This is a genomic window from Chitinophaga horti, assembly GCF_022867795.2.
Lineage (GTDB): Bacteria > Bacteroidota > Bacteroidia > Chitinophagales > Chitinophagaceae > Chitinophaga > Chitinophaga horti.
The window spans coordinates 3,364,547-3,390,283 of sequence record NZ_CP107006.1 but is presented as its reverse complement, the minus strand read 5'-3'; the positions used below and the strand labels follow the sequence as shown (position 1 = coordinate 3,390,283).

Here is a 25,737-nt window from a genome sequence, read left to right as displayed (position 1 = left end):
GTAATTAAGGCTGGTTGTCCGATTGACAATAGTTTTATACCTTTGCCTCCCAATTGAAGATTATGTTTGAAAATTTGAAAATAGGAATCCTCGGGGGCGGTCAGCTGGGAGGTATGCTCATCAGGCACGCCATCGATTTCGGCCTTCGCATCTCTGTGATGGATAAAGACGCCAACGCGCCCTGTGCCCGTTACACGTCATCGTTCACCCTGGGTAGTCCTACTTCTTATGAAGATGTGTTGAACTTTGGCAAAGGCCTCGACGTGATCACCATCGAAATGGAAGCCGTGAACATCGATGCTCTCCGTGAACTCGAGAAGCAAGGTGTAAAAGTATTCCCCCGTCCCGACACTATCGCCGTGATCCAGGATAAGTATACACAGAAACAATTCCTGCTTTCTCACAATATCCCGGTAGTGCCCGGGGTAGCCGTGGATAATAAGAACGATCTTCTTAAACTCGAAAATAAACTCCCCGGCTGCCTTAAAAAACGCCGCGACGGTTACGACGGTTATGGCGTAATGGTGTTGAAAACCGCAGCCGACATCGAAAAGGCTTTTGACGCACCCAGCGTGCTGGAAGAACTCGTCGATATTAAAAATGAGATCGCTGTGATCGTCGGCAGGAACGAGCAGGGAGAAGTAAAGTGTTATGATCCCGTGATGATGGTCTTCTCTGAAGAAAAATTCGTGCTCGAGTTCCAGGAAGCGCCCGCCCAGATTGATGAAGCAATTCGTAACGAAGCTTTCGCGCTCGCCGAAAAGATCGCCGATGCATTGCAACTCGTAGGCATCCTCGCCGTTGAAATGTTCATCACAAGAGACGGTAAACTGATCGTCAATGAACTGGCCCCAAGGCCACACAACAGCGGTCACCACACGATCGAAGCCAGCACCACCTCGCAGTACGAGCAACTGCTCCGCGCGATACTTGGTTTGCCGCTGGGCGATACCAGCCTCCGTTTCCCATCCTTAATGATGAACATCCTGGAAACAGAAGCCCTGAGCATTGACAGACAAGGAAAGTTCCACCGCCTGTTAGAAGTACCTGGCGCACACCTGCACTGGTACGGCAAAAAAGGCATCCGTTTAGGCAGGAAAGTAGGACACATCACCATCACCGATAACACGATAGAAGGCACACTTGCGAAAGCAGACACCATTCGGAAAATTTTAAACTAACAATATGAAACAGGTAGAAGTAGGCATTATTATGGGCAGTAGTTCAGATGCGCCTATCATGCGTCAGGCAATAGAGGTGTTGAAGAAATTCGATATCGGTTACGAGTTCAACGTCGTATCCGCACACCGCAGCCCGCAGAGAATGTTTGATTACGCCACTACCGCAGAAGAACGCGGCCTCAAAGTAATCATCGCCGGTGCCGGCGGCGCCGCCCACCTTCCCGGTATGGTGGCAGCCATTACTACACTGCCTGTTGTAGGTGTTCCTATCAAATCTTCCAACTCACTCGACGGATGGGATTCCCTGTTATCGATCGTACAAATGCCCGGTGACATCCCCGTGGCTACTGTAAGTGTGAATGGTGCCCGTAACGCGGGTTTGCTGGCAGTGCAGATGCTGGCTATCAGTAACAGTTCACTGCGTGAGAAACTGGCGGCGATGAAGAAGGAGAATAATGAGAAGGTGATCAAAATGAATGAGACGCTGGATCGCGAATAGTTTATAATCTTTTATAGGCGACGCCCGCAGACACTGAGTTTGCGGGCGTTTGTTTTTAGTCAGTCATCGCCTGCTTCAGTGATGCTGATCAGATCGTCCGTACCGGCTATAAAACCTAACCTGAGTGTCGGTGACAGGCTTTTGGACAGGCTGCCGATATAAACCACCCGGCCCTCGTGATGGTAGCTGGCCATGGGCAGGCGTGGGAGGAGATGTAATGAAAATCGTAATCATAATCATCTTCCAGGATGATAAAATTATACGCGTGTGCCAGCGGGAGCAGCTTCATGCGCCGCTCGGGCAACCCATCGTCCAGGAAGATAGTTCGCGGCCTGCCGATAAGTGTGCTAAGCTTTGCCGCATCGGTCTGCAGCGGTACGGGCGACTTTGCAGGGTACCGGGGCGTCATTGTCTTTTTCGGTGGCACCCCGGCAACAGACACTTCCGCATTTACGTAGTAGCCGCTTTTATTCCTGGCCGTTATCCATCCCTGGAGAATCAATTCCTCGTAGGCTGCCATCACGGTTTTGCGATGCAGTTGCAGCAAATCTGCCATAACGCGGGAACTCGGCAGTCTTGTGCCTGGTTGAATGATGCCATTGTTGATGAGACGGTGCAGGCCGGCGGCCAGCTGTTCATACACTGGTTTTTTGCTATGACCATCAACCTTAAGAAGATTTTTGTAAGGTAACATCTGGACTATTTATGTTCTGATATCTGGTATCCTAAAGTAGTCCAATTCCTGTTTGCATTCGTAAAAAAAAGAGATAAGGAAGCTTTTAAAAGATGCTGATCCCAGGGCGTATGACACCATGCTTGGCTTCGAGAAATACCTCGCGAAAAGCACGTTAAGTAACATCCATGCGGAACTGATCAAGATCAGGGTATCCCAGATTAATGGTTGTTCCTTTTGTATAGACAAGCATGTACAAGACGCACTAAGGATTGGGAAAGATCCATGCCGGTTGTTCGTATTATCTACCTGGCGGGAAACACCCTTATTTTCCCGGGAAGAACAGGCCATACTTGCACTGGCTGAAGCTATGACCCTTATCGCGCAACACGGTGTGAGCGATGAAACTTATAACCACGCCCTCCACGTGCTGGGGCAACAATACCTCACGGAAGTAATGATGGCCATTATCGCCATGAACGCCTGGAACAGGGTAGGTATCACGACAGGCCGCGAACCTCAATTATAAATTATGATAACATATCAAACAGGCGTGATGCCTGACATACACCAGGTGATCAGCCTGTATGTAAACGCCGGCCTGAAACGCCCGGTGGCTGACAGGGCCAGGAAAGCAAAGATGTATTGTCATTCGAAGGTGATCGTAACCGCATGGGATAACGAACAGCTGGTGGGTATTTCCCGGGCGATGACGGACTATGGTTACTGGTGTTACCTGGCGGACCTGGCAGTAGCTGTTAGTTATCAGGGCAGGGGATCGGGCAGAGGTTGATTGAATTTACGCGGGTGGAGGCGGGGGATTGTATGTTGGTGTTATTGTCGGCACCCGGCGCGGTTAGTTACTATCCGGCGGTGGGTTTTCGGAAGTTGGAGAATGCTTTTGGGGTGGATAGGAGGTAGTGAGGGTGGGTTAATGCTGCCTGATTGAAGCAATACATTATAAGTTGGTAATAGCATTTCGTGTGAAGATAATAGTGGTAACCTGTTTGTGTTATTTGAATACGCTTTTTTGTTGCTATTTTCGTATATAAAGATCCCCAACTGATGCATTGTCCTTTTCTGTTAGTCAATATTATTGCCATTATTTTTTTGTTAGGCTGTAGAAAGGATGCGCATCCAACTGACGATACCCCTTTACCTGTGAAGCCCGGCGGGCTTGTTGTATTGGAAGAAGTTATCAATGATTCTCTTGTTGTAATAAAATGGGAGAAATACCTCGGGAAAGATTTTCGAAATTATGTAAATATTGCTTCCGGGATAACCTTGCATGGAAATGTTTTGGATTACCGTTCGTTGTATAGAACGGTTCAGGATCGGAATAAGACCAGAGATACGATCTCCATACCGAGAGTGATCCATGCTAAATTAACCGTTGAAGTTCATACAACGAAAGCGATTCTTCGAAGTGAGATTCTTTATGAACGTAAGGCCGCATTTCACAAGATGAATGTGTCTGACATTCTGGTCGACACTTTGCGAGACCATGTATACGCCATTGACCGGACGAAAGGCAGCATTATGCTGCTTAACTATTTTACGGGATATGAGCTTGCAAAAATAGACCTGTTTCAGAATATTGGTTATAGCGATCTTGGCGATAATAATGTTCTCTACGTGCCATGTAAGGACGGGCGATTATTTTTACTGGATGCGACCAGCCTCAAAAAGAAGGACAGCTTACAGGTTAGCAGTCAAGGAATAAGCTCTGTTGTTCACGATAAAGGTTACTATTACGTCGCCACTCACGACGCCAGCGATGGAGGCAATAAGGCGGTGAAGGTGTTTAGCTCAGCTGGAAACACACTATTCGAAGAGGCTTATGGAAAACCGGGAATGCGGCTGGCAAAACTGGGGGCACTATCAGAGATGTCCTGCATTTATGGATTACCACTGGATGACACGCCTACATTTTACCGTTATGAAAAGAAAGATGGTGCGGCTATACGGGCACAGTTGCGATATACTCCCGGACGAGTAACATTTACACCGCCGATCTACCCAGTTTCCATACCGGGAGGATTGTTAATTGGCAGTGCTTATGACGGAATTTTCTTTTACGAGGAAGAGTATCCGCGCTTTTACCGCACTCCTAGTCTTCCCTATCGCACAGGGGAAGCAAGTTGGTATTTTTCTCACTCTCATGAACACCACTACATATGCTTAGCCGTAAATGGCCAAGTAAATGAATTTTGGCATGAATTCACTTCATCTCTTTCAGATTATTGGGGGCGGCGTTTCACAAGACGTAAACCCTTCAAGATTTTCTATGACCGAGGCGTAATTGTAATGACGAGAGTAATCGATAGCGAAACGCAAGAGGAGTATTTTGACTTCGAGCGATTTAAGCCTTTCTTCTAGCCAAAAGAGAGGCTGTAGTTAGCTACCACTATGGTATTAGTTCTTTATCACATCAACATAACAACGATCTTCCTTAGAACTGAGCCGGATTTGCATGGTAGGCTGCGTCCTGACCACCCTGAGTTTGTAAAACGAAACGCGTTCTACAAAGCCTTCTTCGAAGAAGAACGAAGTGACCACTGACCCGGCTGTTCTTACCGGGCTGGTAACACGCAAGGTTGTCGCCGTTCAGGGGAAAAACAAAACCTCCTTGTTATATTGAGCGATTGGGGCATTATAAAATTTGTGATCACCATCGGGGCATGCCTGTGGCAAATATCGATTACGAACATTGTTGCCCGGCTCTCGAAATCTACAGGCTCGGTAGTTAACGTGTTTGTTGCTAGTCCGGATGCCTTTTTATATTCTAGCTGTAAGCTGCGTAAATGTTGTCGGTCGAAAATATAGACTTATGATCTCTTTCAAAGTAGAAGAATGAAAATCCAGGCCGGCCAAATCGATTGTGGCTATTGTAGTTTTGAGTAAGCCAATTTTGATGTCGTCTAATTCCACAGCTTGTGGCGTTCATTTCAGTTGGATCGCGGACAAAAAGACCACCGGTCGAGCACAGGATTTTAATTCTGTCATCCTCACATGGATGATGTCTCGACTGGCTGCCGTGCAACCGCCGGTCCGGCTGTTGCACCGTATTATGATACTAGCGACAAAATCAGTAAACTAAAAGTGTCGTAGCTTTTTTTGAAATGCGACTACGCGTAATCATATAGTTTCGATGAATTTCTAAGGTAGAGTTCTATTAATGTTGCCAGCGACTGGGTAATCGGTTTGAATGACGAGCTGTCAGGAATGATCCCGACTTCAGATGCATCATCATCGATGATGTGTACGTTATACCACCAGCTTTTATGCATATATTCAGCGAAGGCAAAGATTCTCTGCTTGCTGGGAAAATGAACATTTCCCAGTTCTGCGGTGATTGGCGAAATGGTTTCCACCGGAAACAGGAAGCCTTCGTCATCTGCAGTGTTAGGATACAGCGCGCCCATCCGTTTACTGCCGCGTAAAAGTCTTTGAAATCTTCCGGGAGTTGACATCCGGCCTCTCTTTCAGCGGCATTGATCGCTTGAGCGCTGGCTGGCAGGATCAGGATGTGCTGATCGTTCCAGGAAGCGGTCAGCGGATAATGTAATCGTCGTTTACTATGGTCAAGCTTAACGGTTTTGCGATCTTACTTTAGATGTCTAGTTCGTGGCCGGATTCCCGCTTCGGCAGCAAAGAATTCCTGACGCTTTAGAACACCGTTTGCCGGATTTTCATTAGTTACAAAAAGCCAACAGTTTACCTTTCAGGTGAACTGTTGGCTTTTTTATTGTGACTTGTGAGGCCGCAATCGTTTCCACTCCTTTGGCCCCAAGCTAGGTCTAACGCCATCCCTCCCGAAACCAAACGTAGCCAATGTTTAAACGATTAGCTAGTGACATTGCGCATACCTCCACAGTCTCTATTAGGTAGCGCTAGTGTTGAATTCCTTCATCACATAAACATAACGATCTCCCTCTTTAAATACCAGCCGAACACGCATAGTGGGCTTCAATTGGACCACCTCCAGTTTATAAAATGAAAAGCGATCTTCAAAGCCGTCTTCGAAGGAAAACGAAGTAACCACTGTCTTGCTATCCTTGCCCGGTCGATAACACACCAATTCGCTGCCGTTCAGGTACAACACACAAGCCTCGCGGTTGTATTGGACAATGGGCGCATTGGTGGCATTGTATAAATTAGTGTCTGCCTTGTGGGTTATGCCTGTATTAACATCGATGACGAACAATGTTGCCCGGCTTTCGGACTCTGCAGGCTCGGTAGTTAACGTGATCGTTGCGAGCCCGGATGTACTATCATATTCAGGCATGTAGGCAGCATAGATGTTACCTGCGGAGAATATATTCGTGGCCTCTTTTTCAATATAAAACGAGAATACGTCGAAGTCTCCTATGTCCGTGGTTACTAGATCTGTTTTAATAAGCCCGATCCTGATATCCTTTAATTGCACCCAGCTGTTGTCATTTAGACTATCTGGCCGTTTGATAAAGACATCTTTGGAGTCGTCAATACTGGACATTTCGGAAGCTAAAACAAGCACTTCTCCACCCTTTTTTTCGGCCCATTCATGGAAGGCGCATAAGTAGAATTACTTGACGCGACAGGTGCACGTTCGCCACCGCAGTTGATTAATAGGGTGGCGACAATCAGCAATGCGCTTGATAACCCGCTATTATTTTTTAGTGTTTGCATTCATTGTATTTGTTAAATCCTGAATTTCGCCATCGAGCTGCTTAAGTCGTATTTTAAGGAGCCATATCTGAAAATCTAACTTCACCCTTTCTTCATCCTCTTCTGTAAAGAATCGGTAGAGGAAAGTTTTTTTGATATCTACTTTATCAACCGGAACGTATTCGGGAATATCTTCGCTTTCGGTATTGATATAGTAATTCGAGTTAGCTTCAATATCGTCCCGCTTCTTCTTATAGAATTTGTTAGGATTTATCATAAAATGTGGAGGGTCTTTAGCAGCCAGATAGTCATATCCAAATTCAGCAGCAAAAGCTTTATATTCCGCAATTTTTTTGGCTTCATCGTCACTTATTCCTCCCTTTTTACTAACCTTTAGGCCGCTAAAGTCCAGCGCGAATCCGCCCTCGTGGTTGCTTGTTCCCGGCGGGGCGACAGGATTAGAATTATTATGCCTGTTATCATAAAGCTGCTGTTGCTTCGCTCTCGTACGATAATGCTCGTTCACCGTTGCGCCATACTTGTGAAACATAGCCCATGCAAATTTGTGTGCGTTCTCCGCTATGTGGCTATCTACCAATATTCGTTGGGTGGTGATAACGCCGACTTTGTCTCGCCCTTTAGGCACAACAACGTAGATCAGGTCGTTTCCGTCAGGATCTATGGCGATGACTGGATTGTTCAAGACATATGTATAAGGAGACGCATAAATGTACTTTTCGGCTTTGTTGTCAATCATTAACCACCTGCCGATCTGCGCATCATACATCCTCGCCCCATAGTCATACCACTCCAAGCCCCTGCCGTCGCTAAATTCTTTCTGCTGTAACTCCTTACCATTATACAAGTATCTGTTTTCCAACGGTCCCACTGCCTTCGTCGATATCCCCGCCATCGTCAACCCAAATGGATAATAATGCGTTTCTTCCAGCACAGGGCTGCTTCCTGACATCACTGCCAGGTTGTCGAAATACACGTCCTGTGCGCTTTCATTACTCGCGTATACATACAGGAAGCCACTTTCTTTCATTACCATCTTGTCAGCGGCGAGTGTCTGCAACTCGTCTGGCTTTTCCTGTACCTGCCGAACGCCGCTATTCTCTTCCACCAATTTAAACTGTTCGTCGAACAGGACAAAATTTAAATAGGCATTGGGGCGGTTTTTCATGACCTGGGAGCCGGGCTCCTTATCTTTCAAACGCTGGTACTGATTTTCCGTAAATCCACCGCCAAAGGGCGTACGCACTCCCTCGCCAGCTGCGCCGGCGTGAGCATGCCCACCAGGTGTACCACTGAAGACTTGTGCCAGTGCAGCCGCCATATCTGTGGCTGTAGTTTTGCCTGGGGGCGGCTGGGTTCCCTGCGATTTATAGAAGGCCCGTGCACCGATTGAAATAGTATCGCCAGCCATAACTTTCAGTACCAGTGATGGGCCTATTCGCCTGTCTTTACTCCTGCCATTTAGCTTCGCGACAAAATGGTTGACGGCATTCGCACTGCCATCTTGTGGATAGCCTACCGGCTTTGCTGATCTGCTGGCATCAATATTTGCAAACAAGGCGTTCTCCGTAGCGGATCGCTCACTTTCCATAGTGGCCAGGTACACGGACTGTGTGGAACGCTCAGTTAGTACTTGGCGTACGTTTCCAAGGTGATCTTTCACGAAGTAATCATATGTATATGCGGGCGACGTGCCGGCATAATCCAGGCGGATGCGCCCCTCCTCGTGGCTAACAAGTTTCAGGGTGTCGTTTTCGTAAACAAAGCCACCGATGTAATCTGTCTTATTTTCTTTCACTATGGGTTGAGTGGAGTCCGTGACGATCTTCCGGTGTTTTACGCCTAAGGCATCGTACACGTAACGGATGCGGCCTTTGCCTGTTACCACGATATCTTCGGGCAGGTTAAGGTAATTGTACCCGATACCCCGGATACTTTTGTTTTCATCACGTATCATATTACCAGTGCTATCGTAACCGTAATCGTCAAGGCCCACTAACAGTTCATTGAAATCGCCCAATGTCGTGGAAGCGAGACCGCCATCTGTTACGCCCTTGAGTCGGTTGCCGCCTGCGAGATAGTCATATTGCAGATCATCAATTTTTGGACTGTTGCCTGCCAATATGCCCCACTGTTGCATTCGGAGGATATTGCCGTTGGCATCGTATGCCTGCTCGGGATTAATGCCATCGCCCATTTTCACATCGAAATTCACCAGTGAGTTTCGGGTCCAATTATCCGACTCCTGCGTAAAGTCGGCCTTTAACAGCCTGTTAGCACGATCGTAACGATAGCCGTACGCGCGCGTGGAACCAGAAGCACCTTTCCATTTGATGCCAGCGATATTGCCGTTATACTGAGGTGTTGTAAAGCCATGATCATAGCTCAGTTCCTGGCCGAAATAATGGGCGCCGCCGTTGAAGTAGTCTTTGTTAATACTTTTAAGCCAGCCGCGAATATTATACTCATAGTGAAGACTCTCAATCGGTGTGTCATCACTTGTTTTGAAGGTCTTAGACTGCAGTAGACCTAGCCTACCGTAGGTGTTGGTAGCGATATCTACCACGCTGCCCCCGTTTAGCTGCTTTGCTACTCTTAACACGCGCCCGGCATGATCATAGGTAGTCCAGGTATGAACGGTGGTTTGTGGCGTAGCAGCGCTTGCTGGCTGTGTGTGCTGAAGTCTCACATGTACAGGTTGGCCTGCAAAATTGTACAACGATGTTGTGATATCCAAACCATCGGCAACATTATCCGATAATATTTGCCTGACACGACCTTTTTTATCATAGTAAGTCGTAGCGGTCAGCCATTTATTGCCGCCATCCAGCAGTTTTACTCTGATACCGGTCATCATGCCCTTCATTGCCATATCTATAGGCAGTTCGTCTGTATATGTTTCTCCAAGATTAGTAAGGCCACTCGTCGAAGCAGGTGGCTTGCTACCCATATAAGAATAGTTGTCATAGAATGTATACTTCAGGGGTGCTATAGTGCCGGCAGACAATAACCCTGCGGGCACACTAAGTTGCAGCGCATCCGCGTACAATGTTTGGGTGCTGTCGATCAGCGTCTCTGTTTCGATCCCTTCTCCTGTGTCAAAACCAGGGTTGAAAATAATCTCTTTACCTGCTTTGTAGATAGCCCTGCCGTCGTGCACATTCACAGACAACGATCCTGGCACCAGTGTTGGCTGGTTCATTGCCAGTCCACCTATTGCGCCATCCAATAGGTTGCTAAGTTGTGTTGCCGTCTGCTGGCTTTCAAAGAAGGCCAACATGACGGGCCTGTTTAAATCATCGTAGAAGGTAGCCAGCCATTTGCTGGCTTTCCGGAGGTTGGCATCGCGGGTAAAAACCAGCCTGTCGCGTGTATCGTATAACATTTCTACGGCGGCGGCGCCTGGTAATTCTTTCAGGCACATGCGCCCTCGGCTATCGTACTCATAGCGAAAACATAGTTCGCTGCGGAGCGAAGCGGATGAAAGGTTCCAGCCGTTGGCTGCTAGTGTATTCACCGCCTTGGGTGGCATCACATAACGCAGGCGGCCGAAATCGTCGTATACGTAGTAAGTAGATAGCCAGCCGGCGTAACCAGCAGCGGCAGTTGGGAGTAGCATTAATTTTTTTAGTATCACTTGCCCGTTTTTGTCTTTGAAAACAACAACGCTGTTGCCTGCCTCATCAGTGGTAGTTTGTTTACGCAACTGCCCAATGGCATAAAATCCTGCGCGGGCAACTGGATATGCCCCGTTCTCATATCCAATGTCCCATATCTTTACAGAATCAGACACAGTATTTACCAGGTAGCTTTCTGCAATACCGCGGTTGCTGCCTGCCCAGTTGTTGCCGGCAGGCATTGTTTTCACCACTCTATTTAAGGGAGAAGCTTCGTATTCAGTTTTGCTATAGAAGATTTGTTCATTCAGGTACTGAGACCTCGCGAAGGTGTCCTGGCTCATAAAAGGGGACATCTTGAATGCACCGTTGCCTGTATTGGCGACGTACGGTAGATATTTAGTGACCTCCCTGCCGAAAACATCATAGTACAAAGGAGCCACCAGGTCTAGCTTGGCAGGAGATATGCCCTTTGATACAGTTTGTAATGGCCTGCCTAGGCCATCAACATACGCTGTTACCTGGAGTACGTCTTTCGGATCCGTCAGGGCGGTTACGCCGGTTGTGGTGCTGACGGGTTTCTGTAGATTATATGTACGTACGTAGTTGACGGTCATCCCTGGCGGGTAAGCCGGTTGGATAGGCTGTGGCGTTTTGACCGGTGGTAGAATATTATCGGGTATTTCCTGCGCGATAACATTGGTAAAGACAACCATACCCCCAATGAGAAGCGGAAGGCATCGGCAAACGAAATTATAAGTACTTTTCATGGTCGGGATATTTTATGGGTTAACCTGATATTGATAATCGTATTGCTTTAGAATATTGCCGTCCTGGTCTTTAACTACTTTCAGCCTTGCATAACTGTCATATTCATAATATGTGATTTTACCAGCAGGGTTTGTTTCGCTAGTAACGCCTACAAGCGGAATGTAGGTGTAAGTAGAAACTTGTATGGTGGGATTGGTAGCGAAGTGCGTTCGTATTACATTCAACAGGGTGCGTACGTTGGCATCGTTATTCGGTACGCTAGTGCTGCTATTGATCTGCGCTTGAAGGTTAGTGAGGGCATTTAGCACCGACATATGGTCCGCTCCGGCAATTTTGGCCACCGGATACCGCCCGTGGTAGCCCCAAAGGATCACAATAACAACACCATCCTTCGTCTTATATTCCTGTATCCTGCCGCTCGATGTGTATGCGGAAAACTCTATATCCTCCGAGTAGCGTGAATCGAATCCCTGAAACCCATCAAACGGCGTAAATGATGATTCGGGTACCGGAGCAACGTTTGCCCAGGAATGCTGCTTTTCCAGCAAGAAGCCGCCGGCCCCATGATTAGAGCCATAAACGAATTGATTCAGTTTTCCATCTGTAACATTGCCAATACCGCCTTTCAGCACTTCCCGGTACTGTTCTACAGGAACGCCGACAAAGTTTTGTCCGACCATGGCACCCATCAGACCAGGCCCGTAGTCGCCCGGGTATGTTACATGCGTGATCACTGTATCGTTTTTGCTGTTGACCTCTAGTACTTTACTGGGACGCGGTAATTCGTCATTATTATAGAAATATTCTTTAGTAGACATCAAATCCCCGGCTGTAGTCACCTCACGGTGCAACTCCTTCTCAAGGTACGTGTAACCCGGAACATCATCATAACTATAACCCCACATGCCGACATTATGAATCCAGGCATCGATTGGGTAAGCATTTTGACCTGCCGTAAGCATGGATATGGTAGATGGCGCCCATTTAGCACCCATCACGGCGCGGTTTGCAAAGGTTTTACGGTTGTAAATGAGCGTATCGAGGGTGATCAACCTGTAAATGCCGCCGTCGTTTGCATACTTCTTTGTGCCAATCAATTGCCCATACAGCCATGAGTCATTCTTAAAATCGATGTATACAGAGCTTCCAGGATCGAGTTTTATCCTACGATTTTTTAAGTCTTCCGTCACATTGTATTCATAAACAGTTTTACCAGTGTTCACGTTTACATCACCGTAACTTGTTATGTACTCCGTTACTTCATCATACAAAACACTCGCCCCCCCAGCAAAGAAAGGATCATAAGGCAGGTTAGAACGCCACGTTTGGAAGCGGCGGCTAAAATAGTTGATGGAGCCATTAGCATGATAGTATAACTTGGTTTGGTCTGTACGGTAGTCATCAATCACTGGTATATGTTTGATGACTCCGCCTCCTGATTCATTTTTCCCATATTTAAAAACCCGATGTAACGCTAGCCTGCCCGGGGCTTCGTATTCTCTGATTTCTCTGATCCTGAGTCCTCCTGCATTCATTAGCAAGCCAGATATGTCATCTACATATTTATTTAGCTCATAATCGAAGTAGGTTTGTCCCCCAGTGGGGAACTTGATGCTCGACAAAGTTCCTTGCCACGCACTGGATTCATCGGATGCTTTATTTGCGTATCCGAGGTTAAGTGAAACGGAAGGCGGCGTCCAGGCCACATCTGGTTTCGGATATGCGAGTGTTGAAAAGAAGGGGACTGCGCTCGAACCAGACGAAATCGGATTTACACCAGCATTGTTATACCCCCAGTGATCATACGAGGCAGAGAGAGGGTGAATTGCGGTGCCATAGTAATTGAATGTGTAGTTTTCAATAATGTTACCGCTAGCATCCTTGAAACGCAAAGCGTCCAGGTATTCCCGCTCAGTCCTCCTGTTGAGTACAAATTCAATCTCCCTTAGCAAAACGTTATGACTGTTAAACACTCTTATTTTGCTGAGTTTACCGGACGCTCCGATAACTTCAATACGTCCTCCCCTGAACTGAATAGTAGTTAGCCGCGACTCCCTGATAGAACTGCCCGGAGCCCCTGCACCCACACCCGGCGGGCAAGTTTGCACGCTGAAGGAACCGTTTTGCTGATACCCCCAGATGTATCGAGACTGCAATGCCGCCAATGTATTTTCTGCAATAGCAGGCGTAAACTTATTATAGTCCTGGGGGGAACATCCTGTAGTAACTACTAAAGCTGTTTCCGTAGTCTTATCTTCTAGTGTGATGAAGTCATTATGTGCACCGGAGGACACAGCAGTTGGGAATTGGTTTTGCTCATAGGAAAACCTGATCGTATCGCCTTTGGAAGGCGAGATAATTTCGCGTGCCTTAAAGGTCACAATATGAAGGCTGTTGGCATCCTGATCGTATGCAGGTCCGCTGGAGACGCCACCAAACTTGTATAGTGTGCCGTCTTCATCGGTTATGTTAAACTGACTGCCGGCGCGACTTATAGTAATTGGCTCGAAAGGAAATGTTTCAATCCCATAACTGGTACAGTTACTACAATCCTTCCTATAGGTAAACCGACCGCTCTTTTTCAGCAACTTATAGTAAAAATCGTCCGGCGTTTCATCCGTCCACTTTTCACCGTTGATGATGTCTTTTTTATAGTGAACATCCGTAAATACTTTTCCAAAGTTAGTGTTCGCTAAGTATCCCATATCATCATCGAACCCATTAATGCTTTTCGAAATCGACGGATTGATATTCAACGTCCAGCCAATACCGGCCCACCCACCGTACTCGGATACTTTTACACCAGAGGCGTGGTAGCTCAGATAAATTGGCAGCACAAGCTCGCCGGTGTTAATCTCATATATGGGTATGGACACATTGGGAAGCCCGGCATTGTAACTCACCGGGTAATTGATAAATTTAGCAATCGCGGACTGCTCAGGGGCTGCGAAGGACACCTGCGGTGCGGGTGGAATATAGTTCGTTTGGGCTCGGACCGAGAGGTTACAGCTAGCAAACAAGGTTAGGATGATGATGATCCTACGTATAATGCGTTTCTTCATAGTTAATACTTTTTCTTACAGGGATTTTAATGTTCCAGAGCCGCATACAGGGAGCGTCCGCCCTGCTATGGCAGCGAATTTATATGCTTAGTCTCGTCCAAAGCGGCGAATAACCGGCCAACAGGTGTTTAACTGGTTAATTGAAGCGGTAAAGAGATGGCCATACACGACTGAGCGAACATTCGTCAATAAAAAAATCGCATAGGTGCACCACTTGCCACATCGGGTTTGCACTAATAGGTTAATAATGTTACTGGCGGATGTTAGCGATCTGCGTCTTTGCGGATTCAATTACGGGTCACGGTACAGGTATCAGATTAACGGCCATTCCAGGTGAATAACAAGGCGAAAATAATAAGCGTAAATTAGAGTAGCAAGATTTTTTTACGCGATGTTTTTGTTATCGTTGGATGGACTGATCAACGCCTTAACTGAGAAGTATAGAAAACGTAGCCGTGGGAGAAGATTTACCTAAGTGAAAGGAACTGGAATATACCTGTCACTAAAAAACAACAGACCCATCAAAAATTTCAGCCCCAAAGGCATTTTGTTGTAACGAATTTTTACAGTTATTCCCTCGTTGTCGGATGTAATACGCTCGTGACTAAAAAGACGGATTATCCTTCCAATATGTAGTGCGTTTCCTAAACGTAAAAAAGAAAAAGGCCGGAGTAAAACTCCGACCTTTCTTTCAGGTGCCCAGAACTGGATTCGAACCAGCACACCGTTGCCGGCGCTGCGACCTGAACACAGTGCGTCTACCAATTTCGCCATCTGGGCATCTTGTTCCGTGTTAAGGGATTGCAAAGGTAAGCAACCTTAATTTATTTCCAAATTTTTTTTCAAAACAGGAACAAAAAAAGAGCAGCCCCGCCAAAGCAGGGCCACCAAGTAAAATTAAACAGCCACGTTGAACTCACGCAACGTATCATTCAAACTCGTCTTCAAATCGGTAGATGCTTTACGCTGACCAATAATCAACGCGCAAGGCACCTGGTATTCACCCGCAGGGAATTTCTTGGTGTAAGAACCAGGAATCACCACGCTGCGCGCTGGTACACGACCCTTAAATTCAACAGGCTCTGCACCTGTTACGTCGATGATCTTAGTAGATTTTGTCAGTACCACGTTTGCACCGAGTACGGCTTCTTTCTCTACGTGTACGCCTTCTACTACGATGCAACGCGAACCTACGAACACACCGTCTTCAATGATTACGGGGCTGGCCTGCAGGGGCTCGAGTACGCCGCCGATACCTACGCCACCGCTCAGGTGTACGTTCTTACCGATCTGCGCGCAGGAACCTACGGTCGCCCAGGTATCCACCATGGTACCCTCGTCCACATAAGCACCAATGTTCACATAAGAAGGCATAAGAATAGCGCCTTTTGCGATAAATGCGCCGTAACGTGCAACCGCGTGAGGTACTACACGAACGCCGAGTTCCGCGTAATTGGTTTTCAGTTTCATTTTATCATAAAACTCGAAAGGAGGCAGGCTCATAGTCTCCATAGACTGAATGGAAAAGTACATCAGGATGGCCTGTTTTACCCACTCGTTCACTTGCCATCCATCTGCGGTTGGCTCTGCTACTCTCAGTTTACCTTTGTCCACACTTTCAATCACTGCCCTTACTGCATCGGAGTACTGGGTTTGCTGCAAAAGCGCCCGGTCGTTCCAAGCCGCTAATATCTGTTGCTGTAATTCCATCGGATTGATAATTTTTCCGCAAAAATAAAAGAAGAAAGCGAAAAATGTAGAGATGGGCCGGATTGCCGATTTTTCCTGTTACTTTTGGCGTTTCATCAAAGTATCCTACGCTTGAATATCGGTTTCGACGCCAAAAGGGCTTATCAGAACAAAACAGGGCTCGGCAATTATAGCCGGACGCTCATCCATTCCCTTGCTACTTTTCACCCGGAACATCAATATTACCTGTTCGCTCCTAAAATCACCGGCATGTTTGCCGCCGGCGCTTATTCCAATATGCACACGGTACAGCCGCAGCAGGCTTTGCATAAGCTGTTTCGTTCGGCCTGGCGCAGCCGTTTTATTTCCGGCGAACTTTCGCGTCATAAGCTGGATATTTTTCACGGCCTTAGTCACGAACTTCCTTTCGGCATCCATAAAACAGGGGTGAAAAGCATCGTTACCATGCACGACCTGATCTTTGAGCGCTACCCGGAGCAGTACAATCCCATCGATGTATACACCTACCGCAAAAAGGCGAAATACGCCTGCGAAAAGGCCGACAGGGTAGTTGCGATCAGTCAGCAGACGAAGGATGACCTGGTGCATTATTATCAAACACCGCCGGAAAAGATCTCCGTTGCCTACCAGGCGTGTGATCCGGCTTTTGCGATCGAACACCCGAAAGCACATATCAACGTAATGTTGGATAAGTATAACCTGCCAAAGGAATATTTCCTGTACGTGGGTTCTATTATAGAGCGAAAAAATCTCCTGGGCATTGTAAAAGCTATGTCTCTCCTCAACGGCGCGTCGCTGCCGCTGGTGGTGTTAGGCGATGGCTCAGGATATAAAAAGAAGGTAAAGGAATATGTGAGTGAGCATGGGCTGGGGCAAAAGGTTTTCTTTCTTAACGAGATGGCCAGCTTCGCTTACCACGACCTGCCCGCCCTTTATCAGGGGGCCGCAGGACTCATATATCCTTCTGTTTTCGAGGGATTCGGCATCCCCATCCTGGAAGCGCTCTGGAGCCAGACGCCGGTAATCACTTCGCAGGGTTCCTGCTTTCATGAAACGGGCGGCGAGGCTGCGCTCTACATCGATCCGCTTCGGCCCGAGAGTATCGCGCATGCGATGGAAAGGGTAGCGGGCGATACAGCCCTGGTCAACAGTATGCGCCTGAAGGGGCTCGACCATGCACAACAATTTACCGCTCAAAAAACGGCGGAAGTAGTAATGGAAATTTATCAACATGAACTTCGAACAGGACATCGTTAACAGCCTGGAAGCGCTCCGCAATGGCGGCACCATTCTCTATCCAACTGATACGATCTGGGGGATAGGCTGCGATGCCACCGACGCGGCGGCTGTGGCAAAAGTGTTTAAACTCAAGGACCGCGATGAAAAAAAGAGCCTGGTCATTCTCCTGGCCGACGTGCGCGACTTGCTCAAATATGTGGCCCACACGCCTCCGGATATCGCAGATATTATCGCTGGCTTCGACCGGCCCACCACGGTGATTTACCAGGGCGCGCTCGGCTTGGCAGACAATGTCATTAACGAGGATGGCAGCGTAGCCATCCGTATCGTGAAGGAAGATTTTTGCCGGCACCTGGTAAAAAGACTACGTAAACCATTGGTTTCCACGTCTGCAAATATCAGTGGGGAACCTTCGCCGGCAAATTTCAGCGCCGTGTCGCCCCGGATCATAAATGGCGTGGATTATGCGGTGCTATACCGCCGGGAGGAAGCGGCTGCGGCCCAGGCTTCGCGCATCGTAAGGCTGTTGCCCTCCGGCGAAATGGAGGTAATAAGGCCTTAGGCGATTCCTTTTCTTGACTTAATTCATTTACATTTGCGCCTTGGATATGAATTTCAGGCATATGGACATTCCCTTTACACCCGCGGAAGGACAGCTGTTCGAGCGCATTGCACAAGCGGCTAAGTCGCTCGGCGTGCCCTGCTACCTGATTGGTGGATTTGTGAGGGATAAGATATTAGGACGTAAAACGAAAGATGTTGATATTGTTTGTGTTGGAGACGGCATCGCGCTGGCGCATCGCACCGCGGAATTGCTCGGCCCCAACATTCACGTGGCTTTCTTCAAAAACTTTGGTACAGCGCAAATCCGCTGGCAGGATGTGGAGGTTGAGTTCGTAGGCGCCCGCCGCGAAAGCTATCGCTCCGATTCCCGCAAACCTGCCGTGGAAACCGGTACGCTCGAAGATGACCAGGACCGCCGGGATTTTACCATTAATGCACTGGCTATCAGCCTGAATGAACAGGATTACGGTAAACTGATCGACCCTTTCGGTGGACAGGAAGACCTGGGCAAGAAGCTGATTCGCACGCCGCTGGAGCCTTCCCGCACTTTTAGCGATGATCCCTTACGGATGATGCGGGCGATTCGTTTCGCCTCGCAACTGCATTTTACTATCCTGCCCGAAACTTTTGAAGCCATCCGCAAAAATGCAGAACGCATCAAAATCGTTTCGCAGGAGCGTATTACCGACGAGCTGAATAAAATTCTGCTGTCGCCCAAGCCCTCCGTGGGGCTGGACCTGCTCTATAAATCCAACCTGCTCAAGATCATTTTCCCGCAGATGACGGACCTGGTAGGTGTGGAAACCATGGACGGCAAAGGACATAAAGATAATTTTTACCACACCTTACAGGTGATCGACAATATTTGCCGTAACACAGACGATCTTTGGTTACGCTGGGCCGCCCTTTTACACGACATTGGCAAGCCGGCTACCAAACGCTTCGAAGATGGCCATGGCTGGACGTTCCATGGTCACGACGCAGTAGGTGGAAAAATGGTACCCCGTATTTTCACACGCCTGAAGCTTCCGCTTAACGAAAAGATGAAGCTGGTACGGAAGTTGGTAGAACTTCACCTACGCCCCATATCGCTCACCAAGGAAAATATAACCGATTCGGCTATACGTCGCCTTCTGTTCGATGCAGGCGATGATATTGAGTCGCTGATGATGCTGTGCGAGGCGGATATCACTTCCAAGAACAAAGCAAAAGTGAAGCGCTACCTCGAGAATTTCGAACTGGTGCGCGAACGTTTGAAGGAGGTAGAAGAGAAAGATCGCATCCGCAACTGGCAGCCGCCCGTTACCGGAGAGATGATCATGGAAACCTTCGGATTACCCCCTGCAAGGCGGTAGGTGATCTTAAAACCGCCATCCGTGAGGCAATCCTGGACGGCGAAATTGAGAATAGCCACGATGCTGCCTACCAGTTTATGCTGCAAAAGGCCAGGGAACTGAACTTGATACCTGTCAAATAAAGTGTTAATTTTGACCAATTAAGGGTTGTCCGTAATTTTCAGGTTATAACAAATTGATTTAAATTCATCGCTGGTTACCGTTTATCATCAGCCATATTTTGCAAACCTTAACTGTTATATATGCCGGTTTTGAAATTCAGAGTTTACTGGGAGGAAGACGAAAGTGTGTACAGAGATATTGCTATCAAGCCTGATCAGTCTTTTTTAGCGTTTCATGAAGCCATCTTGAAGGCATATGAGTTTGACTCCAAACACAAAGCCACTTTTCATCGCAGCAACGATAACTGGCAGCGTGGCCGCGAAATCATTCTCGAAAAAGATGATCAGCCACGTAAGGCAGAACCTTTGCTGATGCACGAAACCAAGATCGCTGCAGCAGTAAAAGATCCTAACCAGAAGTTTATTTACGTATACGACTTCGCCAAGAACTGGACGTTCATGGTAGAACTGATCGGCGTATCCAAAGAAGAAAGCATTAAAGTACAATACCCTGCCTGTGTACGTAAGGAAGGCCTTGCGCCAAGCCAGTACGGTACCAAAGGCCTCATCGGCGATAAACTCGTAGAGATGGAAGAAAAGTATGACCTGAACCGCGAAGGCAGCACGTCCGAAGACGGCTTTGGCGAAGAAGGAGAGGACGGGGAAGAAACAGAACGCGAAGACGAAGGCGGCAGCGACGAAGGCGGCAGCGAGGAGAACTACTTCTAGCCGATGAGCAAAACCGTTATCATCATCACGGGCCCTACGGCAGCGGGCAAAACCGCACTCGCCATAAAGCTCGCACAACACTTTCAAACAGCGGTCATCTCCGCAGACTCCCGACAGTGTTATAAAGAAATTTCTATAGGCACGGCCAAACCTTCCCCTGCGGAACTGATGGCCGTGCCGCATTATTTTATCAATTCCCACTCCATCCGCGAAGAGGTGAATGCAGCCACGTTCGAGCAACTGGCCCTGCAATATGCTTCTAATATTTTTAAAGGGAACGATACGGCCATCATGTGCGGTGGCACGGGGTTGTATGTCCGCGCCTTCTGCGAGGGCATGGATGTAATCCCAGCTATTCCGCCGCAGGTGCGGGATGCTGTGCGGGCAGGCTATGAACAAAATGGCCTCACCTGGCTGCAGGAAACATTGCAGCAACGCGACCCCGCTTTCTACGCGGTAGCCGAAACGCAAAATCCTGCCCGCCTCATGCGCGCGCTCGAAGTGCTGGAAGCCACGGGACAGTCGATCATGGTGTATCGTACTGCTACGCCGCAACAGCGCAACTTCCGGATCATTAAGATAGGGGTGACTTTACCCAAAGAAGAATTGCACGCAAATATCAATCGCCGGGTGGACATGATGATCGCCGACGGCCTGGTAGAAGAGGTGAAAAGTGTAATGGATTACCGCAAACACAACGCCCTGCAAACGGTTGGTTACACCGAGGTGTTCGACTACCTCGACGGCAACGCTACACTCGCACAAACGGCTGAAAATATTAAGGTGCACACGCGCCAGTACGCCAAACGCCAGCTCACCTGGTTCCGTAAAGACCCCGCCACCACCTGGTTCGACGCCCGCAAAGGGGAGGAGGTGCTGCAATGGGTACTAAAACAAAAAGCCGGTCAGTGACCGGCCTTCTGCATTATTTCTCGATTGAATCCTTTTAGAATTTGAAGCCCACGGAGGCCAGGATGTTACCGCCTGTCAGGTTGCCCTGCGCTGCTGTAACGGGTACGCCACCATCGTCCTGCAAACGGAATGGATAGTAGGTATCTTTGGCGATCGTGTGTACGTAAGTAAGATCGATGAAGAAGCCACGGTTGCGGTAACCCACACCACCGCTCAGTTTCATGTTAGAGCCGTCCATGTTGGAATCTTCGTAAGGGCTGCTGTAGTACGCAAAACCTGCTCTCGCCGCGAATACGTTAAATTTCAGCTCACCACCCACACGCACGTTCAATGCACCTTTATACATCTGGTCGATGGAGTTGTTCAGTGCATTGGCATAGTCACGGTCGGACTGGCTGCCTTTGTTAAACTTATACTTCATCGCGGCATAGTTCACATATTCCGCATCAGCCGTAATAAAACCATGTTGCTGCTTTACATCCGAAGAATTGGCGCCGATGATGTAAGAGGCACTCACCATACCTTTCCAGGGTGTACGGAGGTTGTATTCGTATTCAACCGGGTAGCCGTCGGTAAGGTCGGTGGTGTTCATGAAACGTTGCGTACCATCACCATTCGGATCATAAGTTTCAGAGTCGATAAATATTTCTGCTGTAGATGCGTCTTTCAGGTTGTACCAGGTAGGTGAAACGCAGCACCCAGGCGGAACGCGCCATTGGGGCTGTAAATCAAGCCCAATTTAGCATTGAAGCCTACCGCATCTGTTTTAACACGGTCGGTCAATGTCCAGTAGTAAAACCCGGGATCATTATCCGGAGAGTCGTTGGAGATGTCGCCTTCCGTGTACGTGCGGTTGCGCTCATAGTGAATGCTCGGCACATTCAGGCTTACGCCCACATATAACTTGTCGGAATAGTTGCCGGCAAAACCGATCGCAAATTCATCGGTACCACCTTTCTCCTCGATCTCATCGATCTGGCGAAGGCCATAGCTCGGAAATACATTACTGCGAAAACCGTCAATCTGTCCACCCGCGCCGGCAATCGTATCAATAAGGAACGTATTGAAAGCCAGGCTCGCGCCAAGCGGAAAGTTGTTCGTAGCGGCAGATATAGAAGTGGTTCCGCTATTAATCAGGTCCTCCAGGTACTTCTCTGTCAGCGAATGATCGAAGTTGTCGCCATCCACATAACGACGGTTGTTGAAGTTCGCCGTACGGTTGAAACCCAGTGACAGGGTTACGTTCTTCCATTTGGAATTCGGGTTGTTAGTCGGCATGCCAAACACCAGACCTGCATTAGGCAGCGCGGCGCCTGACTTGCTGTCGTCTCCCTTGAAACCGCGGTAAGTATATTCGTTATTACGGAAATAAAATCCTGGCGTGATCACGAACTCATTCGTTCTGAAAAAGCCCAGACCTGCCGGGTTCATATGTGCTGCAGAGTAATCGCCACCGAGAGAGCCCATCGCTCCGCCAATGGCCTGGGTGCGTGCTGTACCGCCCGAAACGGTGCGGCTGTAACGTAGCGCATCTGCTTCATCCTGCGCCATTAACTGACCGGATACACAAAGGGCTACTAAAAGACCTGTGATTCTTTTATTCATCTTGTAAACAGTATTTTAAAATGGAACGGCAAAAATAGGCTGGTATAAAATACCCCGGGTTAGTAACGGCCCGGGGTATTTCAATATTGTGACTAGCCTCTGCGTCCAGACCTTACAGGAGCGCTATTGCTACCTGAATTGGAACCGCTGTTACTTGGAGTGTAAGACGGTGAGCTGGACCTTGATGGTGGAGGGTTATAAGACGGCTGACTGTTATTGTTCGAGCTGGAACGGTCGAAGCTACGTGTAGGCTGGTTGTTTGCTGGCCTTGACGGAGCAGTCACCGGACGTTCTGAACCAGATCTGTCGAATGTTCTGCGGGGAACGCCTGCATTGCCACGATCACCTGTATTTGGTGCCGCAACCCTGCCGCCAGTGTTACCACCTGTACGCGTCCTGTCAAAAGTTCTTACAGGAGCGGCGCCATTGTAGTTACCACTACCGCTTCCGTTGGATAAACGTCCGCGGCTGTTGCCGTAAACAGGTGAAGACGTAGAACCACGTGGGCTCCATGCATTCGCAGGTCTTGGTCTGTAGCTGCCACCGCCACCATGAACACCACCGGGATAAAACCCGCCGTACCACGGTGAACCGAACCACGGTGAACCACCGCCGTACCATCCACCATAACCACCGCCCCAATAGCTGTAGGCCGGCATGCCATAATAGAAGTGATTGTACGGAGAACCCCAGCCCCAGGCGCTGTAAGGAGAGTACCAGTTGTTAAAACCGCCACCCCAGCCTAAGCCCATAGACATGCCCCAACCGGCTCTGCCGAAATAAGGGCTGTACATACCGGAATAGAGGCTTGGTCCGCCAAAGTAGAAGTCGTCGTAGTAATAGTTATCCCAGTAGCTACCGGAATAAGGCCTGTTAAAGCGGTCGAGACGGCGTGCGTAGTCGTACTTTTCTTCATCCTCATCCTCATAAGTCACGTAAGTGTCCGTACTACGGCCATTATCATCATAAGTAACGTAACGTTCAGAATCCTGGTCAACAGCCTGCGAAGATGCCTGCCTTTGCGTATTGCTGGCGTACACAGGTTTGGATGGAGAATAATACACGTCATCCGGCGTCTGCGCTGTCTTGTATGCGGAAGAACAACTGCTCAAAATGAGCATCGCCACTGCCGCACTGTATGTCATAGGTTTCATCATCTTGAGTGTATTTTATTTATATCAAATTTAATCATTTTTACGCGAAATTCCCGTTGAAACATGCAATTTTGTCGCCCAAACATGCCAACGCCCAATCCGGTTTTATTATCTTCGCAAACCAATTGAGCATTTGCCGATTTCGTATTATGTTTGCGTTTGTTTCATATTATAATGAAACAAAAAGTAAGCCAATAACATAAACGGTCAGACTGGCTGTTATGTTACAGTTAAATTCCGGGATGGATGGTTTCGAATTATTTTAATTAGCTGACATTCATAGGCTTATGCAATTTTAAACATGACTAAAGGTTAAAAGAAAAACGATATGAGTAAAGAGATCACAGCCCGCTCACAAGACTATTCCCAATGGTATAACGACCTGGTCCTCAAAGGCCAGCTGGCGGATTATTCTGCCGTGAGGGGTTGCATGGTGATTAAGCCCTATGGCTTTGCATTGTGGGAGAACATGAGGGATGTGCTGGACCGCAAGTTTAAGGAAACCGGCCACCAGAACGCTTATTTCCCGCTGTTCGTGCCCAAAAGCCTGTTCGAGGCGGAAGAGCAGAACGCCGAAGGCTTCGCCAAAGAATGCGCCGTAGTGACTCACTATCGTCTGAAAACCAACCCGGATAAAAAAGGCGCCCTTATGGTCGACCCGGAAGCGAAACTGGAGGAAGAACTCGTGGTCCGTCCTACCAGCGAAGCCATCATCTGGAATACTTACAAAGGCTGGATCCAATCTTACCGCGACCTGCCGATCCTCATTAACCAGTGGGCCAACGTTGTACGTTGGGAAATGCGTACGCGCCTGTTCCTCCGTACCGCCGAGTTCCTCTGGCAGGAGGGGCATACCGCACACGCCACCTCGGAAGAGGCGGTAGCTGAAACCAAACAGATGCTGGAAGTTTATGCCGATTTCGTAGAGAATTATATGGCTGTTCCAGTGATCAAAGGGGTAAAATCTCCTTCGGAACGTTTCGCCGGTGCTGTTGATACTTACTGCATTGAGGCGCTTATGCAGGACGGTAAAGCCCTTCAGGCAGGTACTTCACACTTTCTTGGCCAGAATTTTGCTAAAGCATTCGACGTTAAATTTTCCAACAAGGAGAACAAACTCGATTATGTGTGGGCGACTTCCTGGGGCGTATCAACCCGCCTGATAGGAGCCCTGGTAATGGCGCACAGCGACGACGATGGATTGATATTGCCTCCGAGAATAGCCCCGTTGCAGGTGGTAATCGTACCTATATACAAAGGAGCTGATCAAAAAGCCTCCCTCGACGAAAAGATCAGTGTAATCGTAGCCGAACTGAAAAAAGCAGGTATCCGTGTAAAATACGACGACAACGATAATGCCCGTCCGGGATGGAAGTTTGCCGAGTACGAAATGAAAGGTGTACCCGTTCGCGTTGCGATCGGCGCCCGCGACCTGGAAAATAACGTAGCCGAAGTGGCCCGCCGCGATACAAAAGAGAAAGCAAGTCTTTCCCTGGATGGACTGGCAGGTACGATCGTAACCATGCTCGACGAGATCCAGCAGGGTATGTTCGACAAGGCGAAAGCTTTCCAGCAGGCAAACATCACACCGGCCAACAGCTTCGAAGAGTTCGAAAAACTGCTCGACGAAAAAGGCGGCTTCATATCTGCCCATTGGGATGGCACTGCCGAAACGGAAGAAGCAATCAAGGAACGTACAAAAGCGACCATCCGTTGTATTCCTTTGGATAATCCACAGGAAGAGGGTGTTTGTATATTGACAGGCAAACCGTCGAAAGAGCGCGTACTTTTCGCAAGAGCTTACTAAACACACTATTAACCGATACACCTCGTTGGGAAATAACTTAGAAGATATAAGTCGCTAACTTAATATCAGGATAAAGAGTTAAATTTAGCT

Annotated in this window: 20 protein-coding genes and 1 tRNA gene; 11 read left to right on the top strand and 10 right to left on the bottom strand. The window is 48.2% G+C overall.

Features of this window, described 5'->3' with window-relative positions; all coding sequences use genetic code 11:
• Window positions 1-74: 74 nt before the first annotated feature.
• Together MKQ68_RS13620 and purE are read left to right on the top strand one after the other, a co-directional pair.
• Complete coding sequence (locus tag MKQ68_RS13620; RefSeq protein WP_264279611.1) at window positions 75-1,181, top strand: 5-(carboxyamino)imidazole ribonucleotide synthase; 1,107 nt, start codon at window positions 75-77, stop codon at window positions 1,179-1,181.
• Between the two features lie 4 nt (window positions 1,182-1,185).
• A complete protein-coding gene (gene purE / locus MKQ68_RS13615) occupies window positions 1,186-1,680 on the top strand; it encodes a 5-(carboxyamino)imidazole ribonucleotide mutase (protein WP_264279610.1) in 495 nt (164 codons plus the stop codon).
• A gap of 115 nt (window positions 1,681-1,795) precedes the next feature.
• Here the strand turns inward: purE and MKQ68_RS13610 are convergent, their stop codons facing one another.
• Window positions 1,796-2,374, bottom strand: coding sequence for a GntR family transcriptional regulator (locus tag MKQ68_RS13610; RefSeq protein ID WP_264279609.1), 579 nt, complete (start codon window positions 2,372-2,374; stop codon window positions 1,796-1,798).
• Window positions 2,375-2,492: 118 nt separating this feature from the next.
• On the opposite strand from MKQ68_RS13610, the gene MKQ68_RS13605 reads away from it, so the two are divergent.
• From MKQ68_RS13605 to MKQ68_RS13595, 3 genes are all read left to right on the top strand, one after another.
• Window positions 2,493-2,882, top strand: a complete 390-nt coding sequence (locus MKQ68_RS13605) for a carboxymuconolactone decarboxylase family protein (protein WP_264279608.1) — start codon at window positions 2,493-2,495, stop codon at window positions 2,880-2,882.
• A gap of 3 nt (window positions 2,883-2,885) precedes the next feature.
• A complete protein-coding gene (locus MKQ68_RS13600) occupies window positions 2,886-3,146 on the top strand; it encodes a GNAT family N-acetyltransferase (protein ID WP_264279607.1) in 261 nt (86 codons plus the stop codon).
• A gap of 272 nt (window positions 3,147-3,418) precedes the next feature.
• The gene (locus tag MKQ68_RS13595) at window positions 3,419-4,732 is read left to right on the top strand and encodes a PQQ-binding-like beta-propeller repeat protein (RefSeq protein WP_264279606.1); all 1,314 of its coding nucleotides are present in this window, start codon (window positions 3,419-3,421) and stop codon (window positions 4,730-4,732) included.
• Window positions 4,733-5,528: 796 nt separating this feature from the next.
• Here the strand turns inward: MKQ68_RS13595 and MKQ68_RS13590 are convergent.
• From MKQ68_RS13590 to MKQ68_RS13565, 6 genes are all read right to left on the bottom strand, one after another.
• Window positions 5,529-5,852, bottom strand: a complete 324-nt coding sequence (locus tag MKQ68_RS13590) for an SMI1/KNR4 family protein (RefSeq protein ID WP_432803744.1) — start codon at window positions 5,850-5,852, stop codon at window positions 5,529-5,531.
• Between the two features lie 384 nt (window positions 5,853-6,236).
• On the bottom strand, window positions 6,237-6,851 hold the full coding sequence (locus tag MKQ68_RS13585; protein WP_264279604.1) for a hypothetical protein: 615 nt from the start codon (window positions 6,849-6,851) through the stop codon (window positions 6,237-6,239).
• Window positions 6,852-7,004: 153 nt separating this feature from the next.
• Window positions 7,005-11,255, bottom strand: coding sequence for a DUF6443 domain-containing protein (locus MKQ68_RS13580; RefSeq protein ID WP_264279603.1), 4,251 nt, complete (start codon window positions 11,253-11,255; stop codon window positions 7,005-7,007).
• A gap of 165 nt (window positions 11,256-11,420) precedes the next feature.
• Window positions 11,421-14,471, bottom strand: coding sequence for a hypothetical protein (locus tag MKQ68_RS13575; protein ID WP_264279602.1), 3,051 nt, complete (start codon window positions 14,469-14,471; stop codon window positions 11,421-11,423).
• A gap of 696 nt (window positions 14,472-15,167) precedes the next feature.
• Window positions 15,168-15,251: transfer RNA gene (locus MKQ68_RS13570), tRNA-Leu, on the bottom strand.
• A 117-nt stretch (window positions 15,252-15,368) separates the two neighbouring features.
• Entirely contained in the window at window positions 15,369-16,181 is an 813-nt protein-coding gene (locus MKQ68_RS13565; protein WP_264279601.1) for a 2,3,4,5-tetrahydropyridine-2,6-dicarboxylate N-succinyltransferase, read from the bottom strand.
• A 111-nt stretch (window positions 16,182-16,292) separates the two neighbouring features.
• On the opposite strand from MKQ68_RS13565, the gene MKQ68_RS13560 reads away from it, so the two are divergent.
• The 5 genes from MKQ68_RS13560 to miaA all read left to right on the top strand — a co-directional run bounded on the left by MKQ68_RS13560 (window position 16,293) and on the right by miaA (window position 21,081).
• Entirely contained in the window at window positions 16,293-17,438 is a 1,146-nt protein-coding gene (locus tag MKQ68_RS13560; RefSeq protein WP_264279600.1) for a glycosyltransferase family 4 protein, read from the top strand.
• Window positions 17,413-17,982 (top strand): L-threonylcarbamoyladenylate synthase, encoded by a 570-nt coding sequence (locus MKQ68_RS13555; RefSeq protein WP_264279599.1) that lies wholly within the window; start codon window positions 17,413-17,415, stop codon window positions 17,980-17,982. Before MKQ68_RS13560 ends, MKQ68_RS13555 begins: the two co-directional genes overlap by 26 nt.
• A gap of 46 nt (window positions 17,983-18,028) precedes the next feature.
• Complete coding sequence (locus tag MKQ68_RS13550; protein ID WP_264279598.1) at window positions 18,029-19,339, top strand: CCA tRNA nucleotidyltransferase; 1,311 nt, start codon at window positions 18,029-18,031, stop codon at window positions 19,337-19,339.
• Between the two features lie 242 nt (window positions 19,340-19,581).
• A complete protein-coding gene (locus tag MKQ68_RS13545) occupies window positions 19,582-20,169 on the top strand; it encodes an IS1096 element passenger TnpR family protein (RefSeq protein WP_264279597.1) in 588 nt (195 codons plus the stop codon).
• Between the two features lie 3 nt (window positions 20,170-20,172).
• Window positions 20,173-21,081 (top strand): tRNA (adenosine(37)-N6)-dimethylallyltransferase MiaA, encoded by a 909-nt coding sequence (gene miaA / locus MKQ68_RS13540; protein ID WP_264279596.1) that lies wholly within the window; start codon window positions 20,173-20,175, stop codon window positions 21,079-21,081.
• Window positions 21,082-21,115: 34 nt separating this feature from the next.
• Here the strand turns inward: miaA and MKQ68_RS13535 are convergent, their stop codons facing one another.
• The 3 genes from MKQ68_RS13535 to MKQ68_RS13525 form a co-directional block, all read right to left on the bottom strand.
• Window positions 21,116-21,673, bottom strand: a complete 558-nt coding sequence (locus MKQ68_RS13535; protein ID WP_264279595.1) for an outer membrane protein transport protein — start codon at window positions 21,671-21,673, stop codon at window positions 21,116-21,118.
• A 74-nt stretch (window positions 21,674-21,747) separates the two neighbouring features.
• Window positions 21,748-22,686, bottom strand: coding sequence for a porin family protein (locus MKQ68_RS13530; RefSeq protein WP_264279594.1), 939 nt, complete (start codon window positions 22,684-22,686; stop codon window positions 21,748-21,750).
• A 92-nt stretch (window positions 22,687-22,778) separates the two neighbouring features.
• On the bottom strand, window positions 22,779-23,843 hold the full coding sequence (locus MKQ68_RS13525; RefSeq protein ID WP_264279593.1) for a hypothetical protein: 1,065 nt from the start codon (window positions 23,841-23,843) through the stop codon (window positions 22,779-22,781).
• Between the two features lie 325 nt (window positions 23,844-24,168).
• Here MKQ68_RS13525 and proS point away from each other — a divergent pair, with 325 nt between their 5' ends.
• On the top strand, window positions 24,169-25,647 hold the full coding sequence (proS, locus tag MKQ68_RS13520; RefSeq protein WP_264279592.1) for a proline--tRNA ligase: 1,479 nt from the start codon (window positions 24,169-24,171) through the stop codon (window positions 25,645-25,647).
• Window positions 25,648-25,737 lie beyond the last annotated feature (90 nt).